Source organism: Shewanella aestuarii, assembly GCF_011765625.1.
In the GTDB taxonomy this organism is placed as follows: Bacteria; Pseudomonadota; Gammaproteobacteria; order Enterobacterales; family Shewanellaceae; genus Shewanella; species Shewanella aestuarii_A.
Genome location: NZ_CP050313.1, coordinates 2,866,291 through 2,884,218, shown reverse-complemented (window position 1 = coordinate 2,884,218; position 17,928 = coordinate 2,866,291). Strand labels below are relative to the sequence as shown.

Here is a 17,928-nt window from a genome sequence, read left to right as displayed (position 1 = left end):
AGACATTATTAATGACCTGCGAAAAGAGTCAAGTCAGTTTAGTTTAATTCGTTTAACAACCAGAAGATAAAAATAAAATATAGCGATATCTTTTGATAACAATTAGGAATAAAAAAAGGCAAAGTAATACTTAATTTGCCTTTTAAAATAATATCTTATGATTAGGTTAATATGAGTTCTTTAACGATTCTGGCCCCAAAATAACCTAACGATAATAAGGTTGCGCCAGATAAGCTATAAATAACTGCCGTTCTAATTCGACAACCAATAGTGAAGTGTTGCCATAACATGGCTCCGTAAACTACCCAAGCCGCGATAGATAAAATGGCTTTATGCCCTTTACCATCAGCAAACATATCCTCTAAGAACACAAATCCAGTAATTAACGATAAACTAAGTAAGAAGAAACCAATCAAAATCAGGTGGTATAGCTGCCGTTCTACCGTCATCAAAGGCGGCATAGCAGGGCTCATGATCATCTTTTTATCTTTGAGCTTCTTTTGGATTAACCATAATTGTATGGCATACAAAGCGGCAATCATTAATGCGCTGTATGCCATTAACGATAACACCACATGAGCTAAAATTTCAGGATGTAATTCAAAGTGGGTGATGTACTGTGGTGGTAATAGCCATAGCAAAGCAACTGAGATAATCGAGAAAGCATAAATAACCGGTAAAATTACTACCACTTTTAAGCGTGGTAATGTCACAGTAAAAGAGAATGCAATAATCCAATTGACTAACGAAATTACATTGGTAAGGCTAAAATTTTGTCCTTCAGCAGTAAATATGGATGCAGATAGCAAAAACGCATGCATTACCACACCTAAACCTGAAAACAACATAACCATTTTGCGATTAGGTCCATCAGCATGAAATAGCCTACTGGTAACTAATACCAAAGCGATACAGTAAAACAACATAGCTGAAGCTGAAAAAATAACCATCTAATTTAAACCTATTAAGTTGTTTGTGCTCGTGTTGTAAAAGCTATTACCGTAATGAGTACGATGCTAAATGAATCACACGCTAATCTTTTACTAAGATTAACATGAACCGCCCTAATATGGTCAGTGACCTATTACGCAAAATTTAACAGTATCTTAGTGTTAGCGCCAAATTATTTACTTTATTTTTTTAACTGCCTGTTCTACGGGCGATCAAGTATCGTATTTGGGCGCTAGTTGGGTATAATAGCTTCCATTATATCGATTAGCGTAAATAAGAGCGGTTTAATGTTTGAGAATCTATCTGACAGATTGTCGCGAACACTAAAGAATATCAGTGGTCGTGGTCGATTAACTGAAGACAATATCAAAGAAACGTTACGTGAAGTCCGCATGGCTTTACTTGAAGCGGATGTTGCTTTACCAGTAGTACGAGAGTTCGTTAACAGCGTTAAAGAACGCGCTGTCGGTCAAGAAGTTTCAAAAAGTTTAAGTCCTGGACAAGCTTTTATTAAGATTGTTCAAAGTGAACTTGAACGCGCAATGGGCGAGGCTAATGAAGCTTTAAATCTTGCAGCCCAGCCGCCTGCCGTTATTATGATGGCAGGTTTACAAGGGGCGGGTAAAACCACTTCCGTTGCAAAACTGGGTAAACTGCTTCGTACGCGCCATAAAAAATCGGTACTAGTGGTGAGTGCCGACGTTTATCGTCCTGCTGCAATTAAACAGCTTGAAACATTAGCCACTGAAGTCGACGTTGAGTTTTTCCCATCTGACGTAAGTCAAAAGCCACTGGATATTGCTAAAGCTGCAATCAGCCATGCTAAGTTAAAGTTTATTGATGTTGTTATTGTCGATACCGCAGGTCGCCTGCATGTTGACGAAGCAATGATGGACGAAATTAAGCAGCTCCACGCTGAAGTTAACCCAGTTGAGACCTTGTTTGTTGTTGATGCAATGACAGGTCAAGATGCGGCGAATACCGCCAAAGCGTTTAATGAAGCTTTACCATTAACCGGTGTCATCTTGACCAAGGTTGATGGTGATGCGCGTGGTGGTGCCGCTTTATCGATTCGTAGTATAACAGGCAAACCTATTAAGTTCTTAGGTGTAGGTGAAAAAACCGATGCCTTGGAGCCGTTTCATCCCGATCGTATTGCATCACGTATTTTGGGCATGGGTGACGTATTGTCGCTTATTGAAGAAGTTGAACGCGGCGTTGATAAAGACAAAGCAATGAAGCTTGCTTCTAAAGTCAAAAAAGGAGGCAGCTTTGATCTTGAAGATTTCCGTGAGCAATTGCAGCAAATGAAAAACATGGGCGGCATGATGAGCATGATCGAGAAACTTCCCGGTGTAGGGCAATTGCCACCTGAGGCGCTAGCTCAAGTTCAAGATGGTAAAATGACTGGCCAAATGGAAGCTATTATCAATTCAATGACCGCTAAAGAACGCAAAAACCCTGATCTTATTAAAGGTTCTCGTAAACGCCGTATTGCTAATGGTTCAGGTACTCAGATTCAAGATGTGAATCGTTTATTAAAGCAGTTCACCCAAATGCAGAAGATGATGAAAAAAATGTCTGGCAAAGGTGGCATGAAAAAAATGATGCGCGGAATGAGCGGCATGTTGCCGCCAGGTATGAAGTTTCCTGGCCGCTAATATCATCAAAAATTAATTTATCACTCGGAAGTGACAACCTGATTTTTCTCGCAAACAAAATGGCGCTGTAAAAAACACCGCTTTTGGTTGCAATAGTTTCAAAGTCAGGTAAAATCTTCCGGCTTTCTTTCTGGGACCTTCGCGAACACGGGTTCCAGTTTTTATTTTTGCTTCTAGCAAATCATTAGAGGAATAAAACGCATGGTTACCATTCGTTTAGCTCGTGGCGGCGCAAAAAAGCGTCCATTTTATAATATCGTTGTTGCTGATAGCCGCAATGCTCGTGACGGTCGTTTCATCGAACGCGTTGGTTTTTTCAATCCTTTAGCTAAAGGCCAAGAAGAAACTTTACGTTTAGATTTAGACCGCGTTGACCATTGGGTAGCTACTGGCGCGGCAACATCTGAGCGTGTTGCTAAGTTAATCAAAGACGCACGTAAAGCTGCTGCTTAATTGCGTTTAGGTATAGATAGATGAGTAGTAACCAACAGCCAGTAGTACTGGGTAAATTAGGCTCTAGTCATGGCATTAAAGGTTGGCTAAAAATCACTGCCTATACCGATTCTGTTGAAGGCATTTTTGATTATTCTCCTTGGCTTATTTTTGACCAAGGACAATGGCGTGAAGTTAAAGTCAACCAGTGGCGTCCTCAAGGTAAAGCGGTTATCGCTGAACTTGAAGGAGTAACCACTCGGGAACAGGCGCAAATGCTCACAAATTGTGAGATTGCCATTCTGCCTGAGCAGATGAAAGAACTCGCTGATGATGAATTTTATCACCGTGATCTTATCGGTTGTGAAGTGACTAATAGTAACGGCTATAACATGGGGTTGTTGATCAGATCGTGGAAACAGGATCTAACGACGTACTTTTTGTTAAAGCTAACGCCAAAGATGCTTTTGGCAAAGCGGAACGTATGATCCCCTTTGTCCCTGAACAATTCATTTTGAAAGTGGATTTGCAAGGTAAACAGATATTAGTGGATTGGGATCCTGACTTCTAAGTCGAGGTACAACAAATGTGGTTAGGGGTAATAACCCTGTTTCCAGAGATGTTTCGTGCCGTTACAGACTTTGGGGTAACGGGTCGAGCCGTTAAAAACGGCCTGCTTGAGGTGCAAACGTGGAATCCTCGTGATTTCACCCATGATAGACATAACACGGTTGATGATCGCCCATACGGCGGTGGACCAGGTATGTTAATGATGGTGCAACCTTTACGTGATGCCATTCATGCTGCTAAAGCAGCAGCAGGTGACAGAGCGAAAGTGATTTATCTATCTCCTCAGGGACGCAAGCTGGATCAGCAAGGCGTGTCTGAGTTAGCTAAATCAGACAGTTTGATTTTGGTATGTGGTCGATACGAAGGTATTGATGAGCGTATTATTCAAACTGAAGTGGATGAAGAATGGTCAATTGGTGATTACGTGCTTTCGGGCGGAGAGTTGCCGGCAATGACCTTGATCGATTCAGTCGCGCGTTTGGTACCTGGGGTACTAGGCAAGCAAGCATCGGCAGAGCAAGACTCTTTCTCTGACGGTTTACTGGATTGTCCTCATTACACTCGCCCTGAAGTCTTAGATGGTTTGAATGTACCGGCAGTGTTGTTAAGCGGTGACCACGAAAAAATTAGACTCTGGCGGTTACAGCAAAGTATCGGAAGAACTTTTCTGCGACGACCAGAAATATTTGAAAATCTAGCTCTGACTGACGAACAAACAGTACTTTTAACACAGTTTGTAAACGAATTGGATATTACCAAATAGTCATCGCTTCAGTTAATTCTAGAACGGAGTAAGTTATGAACAACATCATTAAAATGCTCAACGATGAGCAAATGAAACAAGACGTACCTGAGTTTGGTGCTGGTGATACAGTAGTAGTTCAAGTACGCGTAAAAGAAGGTGATAAAGAGCGTCTTCAGGCTTTTGAAGGTGTGGTTATTGCTAAGCGTAACCGTGGTTTGCACTCTGCATTCACAGTACGCAAAATCTCTAATGGTGAAGGTGTTGAGCGTGCTTTCCAGACGCACAGCCCATTAATTGCTAGCATCGAAGTTAAGCGTCGCGGCCGTGTTCGTCGTGCTAAACTTTACTACTTACGTGAGCGTTCAGGTAAATCTGCACGTATCCGTGAAAAATTGGCAACTAAGTAATAGTTTTCAATTTAGTTTAAAAGATGCAGTGTTCGCACATAGACCCGCCGAAAGGCGGGTTTTTGTTTTATGGATTAAATTTTGAATAACTATTTGATCAAATCTGCAAAATAACACTTGATCTCAATCCAACACAAAGGCATAGTTACCTTACTATGTAATGGTGTAGCATTACGGTGTTACAGTAACTATTTAATTATAAATCAAGCTTGCTAACTTTAGCAGCTTAAACCAAAAGCGAGTCGATATCATGCAGCAAGATACTATCAATAACGTCCATATTAGTTCTGAGCAGGTGTTATCAACACCTGCTCAGCTTAAACAAGAATTACCGTTATCGGCTCATGCTTATCGCTATATTCTCAATGCTCGTAGAACCGTGGCTGACATTGTGCATAAATGTGATAATCGCGTGCTTGTGGTCACAGGCCCTTGTTCAATTCATGATATTGATGCAGCAAAAGAATATGCCTTAAAGCTGAAAAAGTTACATGATGAACTTAGTGATGAATTTTATATTTTGATGCGTGTTTACTTTGAAAAGCCACGGACGACTATTGGCTGGAAGGGACTGATTAACGATCCCGATATGGATGAATCTTTTGATGTTGAAAAAGGTTTACGTATGGCGCGCGAGCTAATGATTTGGTTGGCTGAATTAGAATTGCCTGTTGCCACTGAAGCGTTAGATCCAATCAGCCCACAGTATATTTCTGAATTGGTTACTTGGTCTGCCATAGGCGCTCGGACTACTGAGTCGCAAACGCACCGTGAAATGGCGTCCGGTCTATCTATGCCTGTTGGGTTCAAAAATGGTACAGATGGTAAATTGGATGTGGCAATTAATGCCCTTAAATCTGCGGCAAGTAGCCATCGTTTTATGGGCATTAACCAAGAAGGTCAGGTGTCATTACTACAAACAGCGGGTAATCCTGATGGACATATTATTTTGCGAGGCGGTTTAACACCAAATTATGATGCCCAAAGTATTGCTGATTCAGAAGAGCAGATCCATAACGCTAAATTAAATGCTCGTTTAGTGGTTGATTGTAGTCATGGAAATTCATCTAAAGACCATAATCGCCAAAAACAAGTCTGTGAAGATGTATTTAATCAAATTGTTAGAGGCAATAAATCCATTATTGGTGTTATGCTAGAAAGCCATTTAAAAGCAGGCAATCAAAGTGCTAACAAGCCACTCAGTGAACTTGAATATGGCGTATCCGTAACAGATGCTTGTATTGATTGGGCAACAACTGAAACTATTTTAAGAGAAGGCGCTAACCAATTATCTGCAGTTTTACCCACTCGGTTTGATGAACTACAAATAGTTAATGGTTAATGAAGAGCATGATGAACGAGAAAACGACCGCTGATTTAGAAAAACTTCGTGATTTAATTGATGGTGTTGATCAGCAGTTACTGCTATTGCTTCGTAAACGTTTAGATTTAGTTGCCCAAGTTGGCGCGGTAAAACATGCTGCAGGAGTCCCAATTTATGCGCCTCAACGTGAAGCGATGATGTTAGCAAAACGTCGTGATGAAGCTGAGAAGATGAATGTTTCCCCGCAGCTAATTGAAGATGTACTACGTCGTTTAATGCGTGAATCTTATTTAAATGAAAAAGACGTTGGCTTTAAACAAATTAAACATGATTTGGGTCATGTTGTCGTAGTGGGTGGTGAGGGGCAGTTAGGGCAATTGTTTACCCAAATGTTGAGCTTGTCTGGTTATGAAGTTAAAAGCCTAGATAAAGGCGATTGGCACCAAGCGGATAGCTTATTTGACGGCGCGGGGATGGTATTGGTGACTGTCCCAATTAACGTGACCTGTGATGTGATCCGCGAGCATTTAACAAACTTGCCTGAGGATTGTATTTTAGCTGATTTAACCTCAATTAAAGAACAACCTGTTAAAGCAATGCTCAATGCACATAAAGGGCCTGTGGTTGGTTTACACCCTATGTTTGGTCCAGATGTTGGTAGCTTGGCCAAACAAGTTGTTGTGGTCTGTCATGGCCGTCAACCGCAAGCTTACCAATGGCTACTTGAACAAATTGCCATCTGGGGAGCCAGAATTGTTGAAGCAGAACCTGAGCGTCATGATAAAGCCATGCAGTTAGTTCAAGCTATGCGTCACTTTTCAAGTTTTGTTTATGGTATGAATTTGTGTAAAGAAGAGGCTGATATTGATAGTTTGTTGCAATTTAGCTCACCGATTTATCGGCTTGAACTTGCGATGGTAGGCCGCTTATTTGCACAAGATCCCGAGCTTTATGCCGATATTATCTTTGCTCAGCAAGGTAGTCAGGATGTGATCAGTGATTATCTAGACAATTATCGTGATGCATTATCAATGCTTAAAGAAGGAAATAGAAACGCTTTTGTTGAAGAGTTTAAGCGGGTAGCGAAATGGTTTGGAGATTTTGCACCGCAATTTCAGCATGAAAGTCGCGCAATGTTGCAATCAGTTAATGATATGAAGGCAGGTTAATCATTTTTCATTCTTTGTTGTTTGCGTAATTGTCATCTAAGGCTTATGTTTACAAGGCGGTGATATTAATCACAGTCTTGTATACTAAAACCGTCAATCAACTCACCATGGAGAACGTGCTCATGCTCCCTTCGAACACGCTGTCTAAACAGACCACGCAAGATAACACTGTCGGTCATTTTCTATATGCGCTGATGAGTGCGTTCCCACTATTTTTTATTCCGGTGCTAGTGAGCCTTTGGTTTAATTTAATCCAAAAAAATATTAAACCAAACAGTTTGTTGGCGACTCATTTACGTTGGCAGCGTTTAAGTATCATAGGTTTGTGTCCTTTTTTTGTATTAGGTTATTTAATTAGCCCTATGTGGTTGAGTATTCCTGTTTACCTTTTAGGGATCAGTTGGTTTAGCTATCGCATTTTTAAAGGCTGGATAAGCTTAAATGAAGGGGTGATGGTTTAGTCTTCTCATGTTTTAATTAGATTCATCAATAATGCCGGTAGCTACCGGCATTTTACTAAATGATTATTAACGATCAATCTTGATACATCTGCCTAAGTAGCTGGCTATTTGCATCATACTCCATAGCATTTAATACTACGCCATCTGCATTAAGTTGCTTTGCAGCTTTAATTTGTGAATATTCGATGTCAGTGGCATTGGCTGCAATATTACAGATTATCGGTAAATGGCTGGTATCTTTAACTTCAATAAGCCCTGCTAAATCTAAAGTTACCCGTTCAGGTTGGGCAAAGCTTCTAATACCAGACTCGCACAGCACCACTTGTTGATTACCTTGATCTAGTACTCTATCTGCTGCCGCTAACCAATCTTCTATGCTGGCCATATTATTTCTTTCGATAATCACCCCAACATTCATTTTACCTAATTGGCTCAATAGTCCCTGATTAAACATTTGTTGGCCACTTAGCATCAACATATCTGCTAAATGACCATGGACTAGATCTGAATCTTGTTCTATATAAAGCACACCGACTAGACCTGCTTGTTCAATGATTTGTATATACTTTTTAAATTGTAACTCATTTAACTGTCCATGAAAGTCGGTCAATATCACCGCCTGAAAACCAGCCTCTTTGTTTTGTTTTGCAAGGGAGGTAAATTCAGTTTCAGTTAAAGACATATTTATCAGGGAGAAAGCTGCAAAATGACCATCACCTATGTGTAATTGTTTACAAATTACTTGAGTGTTTTGCTGGCGATATTCACGACTATATTTATGTTGTAGCTGATTGGATGTTTTTTTCTCTGTTATTTCAGCTGCTTTAGAGCTGCTAGGCTCAATAAGTAACTGTGCTTGCGATAACTGAGTGGGTTTAACCGTTTCGCTTGGGTAGCAGCCTAACACTTTGATAAATCGAGTCAGACGTTCTAATTCCTTAATTGCTTGCTGTAAATCCTGAGTCGCTAAATTGCCGTCAATATCAATATAGAACATCTCTTCCCAAGGTGTACCTGGAATAGGGCGAGACTCTAATTTTGACATATTGAGATTATGTGCTTTAAGTACTAACAAAGCTTCCACTAAAGCTCCAGGCTTTTGGCCTGTTGCCATAATCAAGGTTGTTTTGGCTGGTAGTTGTGACGGTACTGCAACGGCTTTTCGAGCTACGACAATAAATCGACTTTGATTAATTTTTTGATTTGCTAATCCATCTTCAATTGCCGTTAATTGATATAAAGCGCCACCTTCAGCACTGCCAATTGCAGCAACGCTGTTGTTATTAGCTTCTATTACCTTACTCATTGCCTCTGCACTGCTAGAGCAATACTCAAGCTTAAAATGCGGGTGCAAACTTAGATAGCGACTGCATTGACTAATTGGTTGTGGATGAGCATATACGGTTTTAATATCTGCTAAGCTGGCTCCAGGTTGACCTAATAAGCAATGGCCTACTTCGATAGTTGTTTCACCAACAATTGATAAGCTAGTGTGCTGTAAAACATCGTATACTTCATTGATTGAGCCTGAAGAGGTATTTTCAATCGGTAAGAAACCATAATCGGCATGTCCTGACTCAACTGCATTAACAATGTCATCAAAGCTTTGGCAGCCAAAATCTATCATACTTACTTGGCGACGATTACAGTATCTACTGGCAGCAAGATATGAATACGATCCACGAGCGCCTAAATAAGCAATAGTATATTGCTGTTTTTGAGTATCAGGGTTTGCACGACCATGTAAAAAAGCTTGTTGATTGAGTACTGAGTCTTCAATAATGCTTTGATAGAGTGATATTACAAAGTGAGCATCAAGACCTTTTTCACGCCCTTGTTGAACTAACCTTTCTAGCAACTCTTTTTCTCTTTGGGTATCACGAATTGGGCGAATATCGATTTCTTTACTTTTAGCGACTTCTAAACTTAACTCACGTCGCTTGGATAGTAAGGTTAGTAACTCATTATCTAATGCGGTTATTTGTTCTCGAGTGAGATTTAACCCTTGTGGTTGACTCATGCTAACCTCTTAAATTGATCTAGTTTAATCTGATAAAACTAAAAAGCCTCCCAGTTGGGAGGCTTTGGTATTTTCATTTTCTTTTTGATACAGAAAAACCGCCTCCCTAAATGGGCTGCATAAAAAAGAAAATAAAAACGCGAGATAATATTTTGTTCATGAGGTAAAACTAAAACTAAGCGGGTTAAGTGTCAATGTAAAATTTCTCACTTTGATTAAATCAACCATAAAAAAGCGCACCCGAAGGTGCGCTGTGTGGTTAATGTTAATATCAAGCTGCTGTGTCCTCCTTATAAACATACTCAAAATCATCTTCTGCATCTTCAAATGTAGCATGACGTTGAGCTTGGGGCTTATGAGTCAGGCGATTTAGCTGTTTTTCCAGCTTTTGTCCCATTGCAGTAATTGCTGCATAAAGGTTTTCACTTTTCGCCTGGGCGAATAATTCTCCACTTGGTAAACCAACAGAAGCTTCAATTTTAAATAACTGCTTTTCCTGCGTGATAATAATATGGGGATTAATTAACTGGATATCATGACGGCTTAACTTTTCTAATCGTCCTTCGATGCGTTCACGGATAAGGGCAGTGACTTCAAGTTGCTTGCTTGTAATTTTCAGCATAATTTGAACCTTCTGTTATTTGCTTAAGTTCAGATTAGCAATCTACCGGATAAAAAACGAGATATAAGTCACACTTTTGTGGTGTTAATCTACTGGGCGCTGCTTATTTGATCGCTTAGTCATTTTGGTTCAATTTAGCTATTTTTTTACTTGAAATACTGCCTGACTAAGCGCATATTTGAATGAATAGCTTGCTTTCTATGTTGTGTTTCCTTCATTTTTTTGAGTGAAATTCATCCACTTCTAGTTTTCTGCACAAAGTCATTTAGCTTTAGCCTTAATTTGGTTTTAATGAGTGTTTTGTTTTATGACCTGCAGGTTACTTAGCATTACAAATCTTTACGTTTACCCCCATCACATGACTCCTTAAAAAATTTATACTAATCAATAAACCTCCTAGTCTATTGTTATTTTAGTAACAATGACCGCACAGTTAACTTGAGAGAGCGAATTAATGACAATAAACAATGCTAAAATTAAAGTTTGGGATTTCCCTATTCGGTTATTTCATTGGGCTATGGTCATCTTATTAGGTGGTCTTTGGTGGAGCGGTGAAACCGGTGAGATGTCACTTCACCAAGTATTTGCTTATGTATTAATGGTGTTGTTGGTCTTTAGAATTATTTGGGGTTTTATTGGCAGCGATACCGCACGTTTTAGACAATTTGTTCGTTCTCCTAAAGCGGTTTTCCAATACGCGATAAGCAAACAAAAAAGCGAATCTGTTGGTCATAACCCAATGGGGGCTTATATGGTTATCCTGTTATTAAGCTTATTGAGTTTGCAACTTGTGACAGGCATGTTTGCAACAGATGATATTTTTACTGAAGGACCACTATATAGTTATGTTTCATCAGATGTTGCTAGCACCTTAACTTGGCTTCATAAGCAGAACTTTAATTTAATTTTAGGCTTTGCTGCAGTTCATATCTTTGCGGTGTTTGTGTATTTGTTCAAAGGTGAAAATTTAATAAAAGCGATGATCACCGGCTATAAATCATTATCAAGTAGGAATCATGCCCCGCAAATAACATCTATATGGCGAGCCGTTTTAGTTGTTGGGGTTGTGTTTGCGACGGTTTGGTTCACATTGCTTGGAGATGCAATTCGCTATATGTGATTTCTGTTCTAAAGTTATTTGATGAAAAAAACGGATGCAGAAACTGAACATCCGTTTTTAATTTAGATGTACAAATTAATCTTTTTTGTATACGTCGTGGCAGCCTTTACAGCTTTGACCAGTATTACCAAACGCTTGCTTGATTTGATTTTGATCTGTTCCTTTTGCTGCCACAGCCAGTTTTGCTGCATTTTCCTGAAACGCGGTCATTTTTGCATCGAAATCGGCCTTGTCTGACCAAATTTTGGCTAAAGCATCTGTGTTGCCTTTATCTGATCCTGCAATAAAGCCTTCGTGAGGAATTTGTGATAATGCCGCAACGTTACTTGCTCTTTGGGCGAACACGTCTGCATTGAAATCTTTCTTGCCTTTAATCATGGCTGCCATGTCGCCAAAATTATAAGCGATTAAACCGAAAGCTGCTTTACGATATTTAATAGCATCATTCGCATCTTCAAAGTTGTTGGCATATGCGCTTGGAATGAGTATGGCTGCCGCTGAAATAGCAAGTAAGGTTTTTTTCATAATTTTTCTCTTTATTTTTCAGGTTGATGACAAGGCATTTTACACAAAAAATGATGCATATCACGTTATTATATATTTCGTAAAATTGTAAGTTTTTATGTTGTCATTGACAATGTCACCTTCAGAGTGAAGTTGTTTGGTTGTCACTTTAATTGCTTATCGATTGATTTAAGGTGATTTTGTGAGTGATTATGTACTTTATGTTCATAAAACTTATGCTATTTTTTGCATTCAGCTTTTTCCTTGTTATCATCTATTGGTCTGAAAAAGAGAGAGTATTTATGAGAGCGAATTGGAGCTTAGTGGTTGATAAAATATTGACCCATTCTAATCAAGATGATCTAGCCGTTTTATTTCAGCTTTTATTAACTGAAGAAGAACGCAGTGCAATCGCTGGTCGTTTGAAAGTGTTTCAGAGTTTGTTAGCAGGAGAACTTAGCCAACGACAAATTGCAGCAGAATATCAGGTAAGTATTGCGACGATTACACGTTGTTCAAATTATTTGAAGAACATGAGTCCACAGCAGCGCGATCTTATTCAAACTTTAATATTAGATTAAAGTTTGTGGGTAAGCTATTAATTATAAAATGGTTTGTTGAGTTTGAAGCTTTGTTTACAGAAATGTTTATAACCATATCCTCGCCATAAAAGTGAGTGTTGTCTAATCTATTCAATTTCTTGTTTTTGTGTCAGATTCATCGTTAACAATAAAAGATAAATTTCGCTATTATTACTAGATTTTGTAAGCTGGCATTTTATGATGGCGATAACTTGAGCGCCTTAGCAACAGGTAAACCCCAAATGTAACTAAGCACAAGGCAAATAAGGTAGTAGAGCCTTTAGGGTAGAAGCGATATAATATCGCTGCTGAAATAATGTAAATGAATGGAATAAAACCATAAAACCAGTCCGGCCAAATCCCTGTTTTTCGTCTTCGCTTGTGATCGGTACGGCGATTTTGAGAGCGCAGATTGTAAATTCTTGCTCCGAAGAAAAATACCACTATTGATGCTGCAATCGCATAGTTTTGCTCTAGTAAGAGTATGCTAATCCCACCTATGCCAAGATAGGTAAAAGGGAGTAATTCATAAACAGGTTTAATTAACATAAGCACTCCGTCGCTGACTATTAATTCTTATTGTTATGTCAATTTAATTTTGCTTGTACCTGTGTTTAAAAAGCATTTTCCATAACATTAAACACTTAGGCTAATTACAAGCGAATTTTGGATGGTTTGACATAAAGTATAGATTAAAAAAAATCCCAGTGAGCATTTATTGTTCACTGGGATTACTTTTCAAACTAAATACTGAGCGTTAAAAACCCTAGTGGCATCCACATCCGCCGTTGCCGTCACAACCTGGTTTTTGCGTGTCACATGGCTCATGGTCATGTCCCCCACAGCTGCCACCATGTGCGTGAATATGGCCATGAGCAAGCTCTTCAGCGGTTGCTTCACGTACTTCAACAACTTCAACATTAAAAGTTAATGCTTGGCCAGCTAAAGGATGGTTGCCATCAACAACTACAACATCATCTTTCACTTCAGTAACTTGTACTGGGCGTTGACCCATTTCAGTTTCTGCAATAAAACGCATACCTGGAACGATATCTTCAATATCCCCAAATGCTTCTAATGGTACTTCTTGTTTTAGGCCATCGTGATATTCACCATAGGCTTGGTCTGCAGGAATTGTCGCTTCAAACTTGTCACCAGCAACTTTGCCATCTAATTCATTTTCTAAACCTGGAATAAGGTTTTCAGTGCCATGTAAATAGATCATTGGCTCAGAATCAAAAGAGCTTTCTAGTAATAGACCTTGGGCGTCGGTTAAACGGTAATGAATGGTAACCGCGGCGTGTTTTGAAATTTTCATAATGACTCCAATAGCTGATATTTGCGCATAATACCTGTAAACCTTTTGTGCTGGAATGATTAACATCAGATTTTGCTAAATTGATCTTGTTTTTATGCCATTAAGCAATTTTTAGCTGTTTAAAGAATATTTATGAAGTTATTTTAAGTGACTACCAAGTAAGCGTTTACGTTAAGGTAAATGTAGCTGAATCATATAAATATGCTGCAAAAAGCAACGTTTCATTTTTTGAAATATGAAATCTTAAATAAATCAACCTAAATGTTAATTATTATTTAAATAAGTTGGCAACTGGGCTTGACAATCAAGGGGTAAAAAAGCAATTCTGTAGTCATTAGCATAATTGGGATGTAATGAGTTAGCTATCCATTCAAGTCGATAACTAACCCGTGTGCATCTAGCAGCATTAAAGAGAATTATTATGTCAGTCCTTCATCATGTTGTAATTACTACCATTACAACCACCACTATTAACATAGTGGGGGCGGGCTGATACACCCTAAAAGAATTTAATAACAAGCCCGCTTCCCGACTATGAAGCGGGCTTTTTTATTTAAAAATTTGCATTAATGTCATGGTAAATGACAAGGAGAAGACGGTATGAAAGTTATGAAGTTTGGTGGTACGTCATTAGCCAATTGGCCAAGGTTTTTGATGGCGGCAGATATTATTGCTGACTCATCTGCAACGGAGCCTGTTGCAACGGTACTTTCTGCTCCCGCGACCATTACCAATGCATTATTGGAAATGGTGGATTTAGCCGTTTCGGGTAAAGATTTTCAAACGGTTATAGACCATATTGAAACTGTGTTTACAGATTTATATACCCAAGCCGGTGAATCATTACTATCTGATCCACAACAAGATTTATTAACACAAAAGCTCGAACAGCAAATGCTAATGTGGAAGCAAAAGCTTGAAGGTATAAGTTTACTAGGCGAATGCCCAGATTCTGTGCGTGCATCAGTTGTTGTGTCAGGCGAAAAGCTATCAGCGGCATTGATGGAACAAGTTATGCTGGCTAAAAACATCACCGCTTCAGTGCTTGATCCTGTGGCATTATTCTTAGCACACGGACAACCTCTTGAATCTGTGGTGGATATTATTGTCAGTAAACCACGTTTTGGATTACTCCCACTCAACGACTATCAAGTTTGGGTGATGCCAGGTTTTACCGCCGGTGATGTGCACGGCAAGGTGGTGACCTTGGGACGTAATGGTTCTGATTATTCTGCCGCTGTACTTGCTGCTTGTTTAGATGCATCAAGCTGTGAAATTTGGACTGATGTTGATGGTGTTTATAATACTGATCCTCGCGTGGTGACTGATGCCAAGTTACTGTCGCAATTAAGCTACCAAGAAGCCATGGAGCTTTCTTATTTTGGCGCTAAAGTATTGCATCCAAAAACTATTGCGCCAATAGCTCAATATCATATTCCTTGTTACATCAAAAATAGCTTTAACCCTAAGGCTCCAGGCACTTTAGTTTCTAATGACGATGATAAAACTGGTTTGCAAGTTAAGGCGATTTCAAATCTAGATAATCAAACAATGTTTAACGTATCAGGCCCAGGCATGAAGGGCATGGTAGGTATGGCGAGCCGTACACTGGCTGCGATTTCTCGTAGTGGTATTTCGGTATCCCTTATCACACAAAGCTCGTCTGAATATAGTATCAGTTTTTGTGTTGCAACCAGTGATGCTCATAAAGCTAAGTGTGCTTTAGAACAAGAGTTTGAGTTAGAAATTAAGTCAGAGCTTTTAGAGCCAATCGAACTTCGTGAAGGTCTAGCCATCGTGTCATTAATTGGTGATGGCATGAAAACCCATAAAGGGGTTGCGGCTAAGTTTTTTAGTGCACTGGCTAAAGCTAGCGTCAATATTGTTGCCATTGCACAAGGATCTTCTGAGCGCTCTATTTCAACTGTTATTCAACAATCGAAAACCAAGCATGCTATTGGTGCGTGCCATCAAGCATTTTTCGATGTTCAACAGTACGTTGATGTGTTTTTGGTCGGCGCAGGTAATGTTGGTGCAGGCTTGTTAGAGCAAATTAAACAACAAAATGAGATGCTTAAAGAGCTTCATATCAGTATTCGTGTGTGTGGAATCGCTAATTCACGTCAAATGTTGTTAGACAGTAATGGTATTGATTTGGCTAATTGGCAGTCGTTATTGGCACAGCAAGGGCAAGCTTATGATTTAGCTGGTTTGTTACTTTGGGGGCAAGAGCAGCAACTACTTAACCCTGTGTTGGTTGACTGTACTTCAAGTGAACAAGTCTCTGATGGTTATTTAGATGTAATGAATGCTGGTTTTCATGTTGTTACGCCGAATAAAAAAGCCAACACGCGGGATTATGATTATTACCAAGCGCTTCGTCAGGTTAGTTTATCGCAACGTCGACAGTTCTTGTATGAAACCACTGTTGGTGCAGGTTTGCCAGTTATTGATAACCTTAAAAAGTTATTGTGTGCAGGAGATAAGTTACATAAATTCAATGGCGTATTGTCTGGTTCGTTATCGTTTATATTTGGTATGTTAGATGAAGGGATGAGTCTTTCACAGGCTACCACAATAGCGCGTGATAAGTGTTTTACTGAGCCAGATCCTCGTGATGATTTAAGTGGTATGGATGTTGCTCGTAAAGTATTGATTCTAGCCCGTGAAGTCGGGCTACAGTTAGAACTGTCTGACATTAATATCGAGTCAGTATTACCTGCTGATTTTGATGATTCAGGCGATGTTAATACCTTTATGGCGAATCTACCTAGTTTAGATGCTCAAGTATCACAACGTGTTGCGAATGCTAAAGCGCAAGGTAAGGTATTACGTTATGTAGGCCAAATTGATGATGGTAAGTGCCATGTTCGCGTTGTTGAAGTGGACGCCTATGATCCACTATATAGCGTTAAGGGCGGGGAGAACGCGCTCGCATTCTATAGCCGCTATTATCAACCCATTCCATTCGTGTTGAGAGGTTACGGTGCGGGCACAGATGTTACTGCTGCTGGTGTATTTGCCGATGTATTGAGAACCTTAAACTGGACTCGTGAGGTAGGTTTATAATGGCTAATAGTAACCAAGCTCCTTTACGTGTTTATGCGCCAGCATCAATGGGCAATGTTGGCGTGGGTTTTGATTTGCTTGGCGCCGCGCTAGCACCTGTTGATGGCAGTTTATTAGGGGATATAGTCACCATTAGTCAAATAACATCTGGTGTTGAGTTTGAGCAAGTTGGGCCTTGGGCACATAAATTGCCGGATGATTTACAGCAAAATATTGTTTATCAATGTGCAGTATTTTTTCTCGATAAACTCAAGCGTCAAGATGGTGTTAAATTAACGTTACAAAAGAACTTACCTGTTGGCAGTGGCTTAGGCTCTAGTGCCAGTTCTGTAGTTGCGGCACTTTATGCCTTGAATGAACATTTTGGCCTACCTTACGACCAGCAAGCTTTGTTGTTACTAATGGGCGAGTTTGAAGGGCAAATATCTGGCAGTGTGCATTATGATAACGTTGCCCCATGTTATTTAGGTGGCATGCAATTAATGCTTAATACAACAAAGCAAGCGTGTGCAGCAATTCCGAGTTTTAAAAATTGGTATTGGGTAGTTGCATATCCGGGCATTTCATTATCGACAGCCAAAATGAGAGCTTTGCTTCCTCAGCAATACGATAAAGCGGTGGCAATTGATTTTGGTCGATATCTCAGCGCATTTGTACACGCTAGTTATCAGCAAGATGAGAAGCTCGCGATTGAAGTATTAAAGGATGTTTTAGCAGAGCCATATCGCGCAGTTGCGATACCCGGTTACTTAGCTGCAAGAGAAGCATTAGCTGAGCAAGGTATGTTAACCACGGGAATTTCAGGAAGCGGGCCAACTTTATTTAGTGTGACCGACTCATTAACCAAAGCTGAGCAAGCTAAGTTATGGCTTGAACAGCATTATGTCACTGAGCAAGGTGGGTTTGTGCATGTTTGTAAACTGGATGAGCAGGGTACTCGCAGAGTGTAAAACAATTTTTCGTCGCTCACAGTT

At 39.7% G+C, this 17,928-nt stretch carries 17 protein-coding genes, 1 pseudogene and 1 other annotated feature; of the genes and pseudogenes, 12 read left to right on the top strand and 6 right to left on the bottom strand.

What is annotated here, in order from left to right; all coding sequences use genetic code 11:
- Positions 1-161: 161 nt before the first annotated feature.
- Positions 162-950, bottom strand: coding sequence for a cytochrome C assembly family protein (locus HBH39_RS12665; protein WP_167678817.1), 789 nt, complete (start codon positions 948-950; stop codon positions 162-164).
- 288 nt (positions 951-1,238) lie between these two features.
- Here HBH39_RS12665 and ffh point away from each other — a divergent pair, with 288 nt between their 5' ends.
- The 8 genes and pseudogenes from ffh (at position 1,239) to HBH39_RS12625 (ending at position 7,720) form a co-directional block, all read left to right on the top strand.
- The gene (gene ffh, locus HBH39_RS12660; RefSeq protein ID WP_167678815.1) at positions 1,239-2,612 is read left to right on the top strand and encodes a signal recognition particle protein; all 1,374 of its coding nucleotides are present in this window, start codon (positions 1,239-1,241) and stop codon (positions 2,610-2,612) included.
- Between the two features lie 201 nt (positions 2,613-2,813).
- Positions 2,814-3,065 carry a 30S ribosomal protein S16 gene (gene rpsP, locus HBH39_RS12655; RefSeq protein WP_167678813.1) on the top strand — a complete coding sequence of 84 codons (252 nt, stop codon included), beginning with the start codon at positions 2,814-2,816 and terminating at the stop codon, positions 3,063-3,065.
- A 20-nt stretch (positions 3,066-3,085) separates the two neighbouring features.
- A pseudogene (gene rimM / locus HBH39_RS12650) lies at positions 3,086-3,615 on the top strand (ribosome maturation factor RimM).
- A gap of 15 nt (positions 3,616-3,630) precedes the next feature.
- Entirely contained in the window at positions 3,631-4,377 is a 747-nt protein-coding gene (trmD, locus tag HBH39_RS12645) for a tRNA (guanosine(37)-N1)-methyltransferase TrmD (protein WP_167678812.1), read from the top strand.
- Between the two features lie 35 nt (positions 4,378-4,412).
- A complete protein-coding gene (gene rplS, locus HBH39_RS12640) occupies positions 4,413-4,766 on the top strand; it encodes a 50S ribosomal protein L19 (protein ID WP_167678810.1) in 354 nt (117 codons plus the stop codon).
- Between the two features lie 250 nt (positions 4,767-5,016).
- Entirely contained in the window at positions 5,017-6,108 is a 1,092-nt protein-coding gene (locus HBH39_RS12635) for a 3-deoxy-7-phosphoheptulonate synthase (protein WP_167678808.1), read from the top strand.
- A gap of 11 nt (positions 6,109-6,119) precedes the next feature.
- Complete coding sequence (tyrA, locus tag HBH39_RS12630; protein ID WP_167680075.1) at positions 6,120-7,259, top strand: bifunctional chorismate mutase/prephenate dehydrogenase; 1,140 nt, start codon at positions 6,120-6,122, stop codon at positions 7,257-7,259.
- Positions 7,260-7,381: 122 nt separating this feature from the next.
- Positions 7,382-7,720, top strand: coding sequence for a hypothetical protein (locus tag HBH39_RS12625; RefSeq protein ID WP_167678806.1), 339 nt, complete (start codon positions 7,382-7,384; stop codon positions 7,718-7,720).
- A 73-nt stretch (positions 7,721-7,793) separates the two neighbouring features.
- On the opposite strand, the gene HBH39_RS12620 is transcribed toward HBH39_RS12625, so the two are convergent.
- The gene (locus HBH39_RS12620; protein WP_167678804.1) at positions 7,794-9,740 is read right to left on the bottom strand and encodes a chorismate mutase; all 1,947 of its coding nucleotides are present in this window, start codon (positions 9,738-9,740) and stop codon (positions 7,794-7,796) included.
- 36 nt (positions 9,741-9,776) lie between these two features.
- Positions 9,777-9,897, bottom strand: a sequence feature (Phe leader region).
- A gap of 114 nt (positions 9,898-10,011) precedes the next feature.
- Positions 10,012-10,362 carry a ribosome hibernation-promoting factor, HPF/YfiA family gene (gene hpf, locus HBH39_RS12615; protein ID WP_167678802.1) on the bottom strand — a complete coding sequence of 117 codons (351 nt, stop codon included), beginning with the start codon at positions 10,360-10,362 and terminating at the stop codon, positions 10,012-10,014.
- A 454-nt stretch (positions 10,363-10,816) separates the two neighbouring features.
- Between hpf and HBH39_RS12610 the strand changes: the two genes are divergently transcribed.
- A complete protein-coding gene (locus HBH39_RS12610; RefSeq protein WP_167678800.1) occupies positions 10,817-11,482 on the top strand; it encodes a cytochrome b/b6 domain-containing protein in 666 nt (221 codons plus the stop codon).
- A gap of 75 nt (positions 11,483-11,557) precedes the next feature.
- Here HBH39_RS12610 and HBH39_RS12605 read toward each other — a convergent pair whose 3' ends face one another.
- The gene (locus HBH39_RS12605; RefSeq protein WP_167678798.1) at positions 11,558-12,007 is read right to left on the bottom strand and encodes a c-type cytochrome; all 450 of its coding nucleotides are present in this window, start codon (positions 12,005-12,007) and stop codon (positions 11,558-11,560) included.
- Between the two features lie 281 nt (positions 12,008-12,288).
- On the opposite strand from HBH39_RS12605, the gene trpR reads away from it, so the two are divergent.
- Positions 12,289-12,567 carry a trp operon repressor gene (gene trpR, locus HBH39_RS12600; protein ID WP_167678796.1) on the top strand — a complete coding sequence of 93 codons (279 nt, stop codon included), beginning with the start codon at positions 12,289-12,291 and terminating at the stop codon, positions 12,565-12,567.
- A 174-nt stretch (positions 12,568-12,741) separates the two neighbouring features.
- Here trpR and HBH39_RS12595 read toward each other — a convergent pair whose 3' ends face one another.
- Complete coding sequence (locus HBH39_RS12595; protein ID WP_167678794.1) at positions 12,742-13,116, bottom strand: hypothetical protein; 375 nt, start codon at positions 13,114-13,116, stop codon at positions 12,742-12,744.
- A 217-nt stretch (positions 13,117-13,333) separates the two neighbouring features.
- Positions 13,334-13,885, bottom strand: a complete 552-nt coding sequence (slyD, locus tag HBH39_RS12590) for a peptidylprolyl isomerase (RefSeq protein WP_167678792.1) — start codon at positions 13,883-13,885, stop codon at positions 13,334-13,336.
- A gap of 600 nt (positions 13,886-14,485) precedes the next feature.
- On the opposite strand from slyD, the gene thrA reads away from it, so the two are divergent.
- Complete coding sequence (gene thrA, locus HBH39_RS12585; RefSeq protein ID WP_167678789.1) at positions 14,486-16,954, top strand: bifunctional aspartate kinase/homoserine dehydrogenase I; 2,469 nt, start codon at positions 14,486-14,488, stop codon at positions 16,952-16,954.
- Positions 16,954-17,904: a homoserine kinase gene (gene thrB / locus HBH39_RS12580; RefSeq protein WP_167678785.1), complete on the top strand. Its 951-nt coding sequence runs from the start codon at positions 16,954-16,956 to the stop codon at positions 17,902-17,904. Before thrA ends, thrB begins: the two co-directional genes overlap by 1 nt.
- Positions 17,905-17,928: the final 24 nt, after the last annotated feature.

Excerpts from the sequence above, each read along its gene's own strand:
- tyrA (WP_167680075.1), top strand. The coding sequence starts at position 6,120 with ATGAACGAGAAAACGACCGCTGATTTAGAAAAACTTCGTGATTTAATT.
- HBH39_RS12605 (WP_167678798.1), bottom strand. The coding sequence starts at position 12,007 with ATGAAAAAAACCTTACTTGCTATTTCAGCGGCAGCCATACTCATTCCA.
- HBH39_RS12595 (WP_167678794.1), bottom strand. The coding sequence starts at position 13,116 with ATGTTAATTAAACCTGTTTATGAATTACTCCCTTTTACCTATCTTGGC.
- thrB (WP_167678785.1), top strand. The coding sequence starts at position 16,954 with ATGGCTAATAGTAACCAAGCTCCTTTACGTGTTTATGCGCCAGCATCA.
- slyD (WP_167678792.1), bottom strand. The coding sequence starts at position 13,885 with ATGAAAATTTCAAAACACGCCGCGGTTACCATTCATTACCGTTTAACC.
- trpR (WP_167678796.1), top strand. The coding sequence starts at position 12,289 with ATGAGAGCGAATTGGAGCTTAGTGGTTGATAAAATATTGACCCATTCT.
- rpsP (WP_167678813.1), top strand. The coding sequence starts at position 2,814 with ATGGTTACCATTCGTTTAGCTCGTGGCGGCGCAAAAAAGCGTCCATTT.
- thrA (WP_167678789.1), top strand. The coding sequence starts at position 14,486 with ATGAAAGTTATGAAGTTTGGTGGTACGTCATTAGCCAATTGGCCAAGG.
- HBH39_RS12665 (WP_167678817.1), bottom strand. The coding sequence starts at position 950 with ATGGTTATTTTTTCAGCTTCAGCTATGTTGTTTTACTGTATCGCTTTG.
- trmD (WP_167678812.1), top strand. The coding sequence starts at position 3,631 with ATGTGGTTAGGGGTAATAACCCTGTTTCCAGAGATGTTTCGTGCCGTT.
- ffh (WP_167678815.1), top strand. The coding sequence starts at position 1,239 with ATGTTTGAGAATCTATCTGACAGATTGTCGCGAACACTAAAGAATATC.
- HBH39_RS12620 (WP_167678804.1), bottom strand. The coding sequence starts at position 9,740 with ATGAGTCAACCACAAGGGTTAAATCTCACTCGAGAACAAATAACCGCA.
- rplS (WP_167678810.1), top strand. The coding sequence starts at position 4,413 with ATGAACAACATCATTAAAATGCTCAACGATGAGCAAATGAAACAAGAC.
- HBH39_RS12635 (WP_167678808.1), top strand. The coding sequence starts at position 5,017 with ATGCAGCAAGATACTATCAATAACGTCCATATTAGTTCTGAGCAGGTG.
- hpf (WP_167678802.1), bottom strand. The coding sequence starts at position 10,362 with ATGCTGAAAATTACAAGCAAGCAACTTGAAGTCACTGCCCTTATCCGT.
- HBH39_RS12610 (WP_167678800.1), top strand. The coding sequence starts at position 10,817 with ATGACAATAAACAATGCTAAAATTAAAGTTTGGGATTTCCCTATTCGG.
- HBH39_RS12625 (WP_167678806.1), top strand. The coding sequence starts at position 7,382 with ATGCTCCCTTCGAACACGCTGTCTAAACAGACCACGCAAGATAACACT.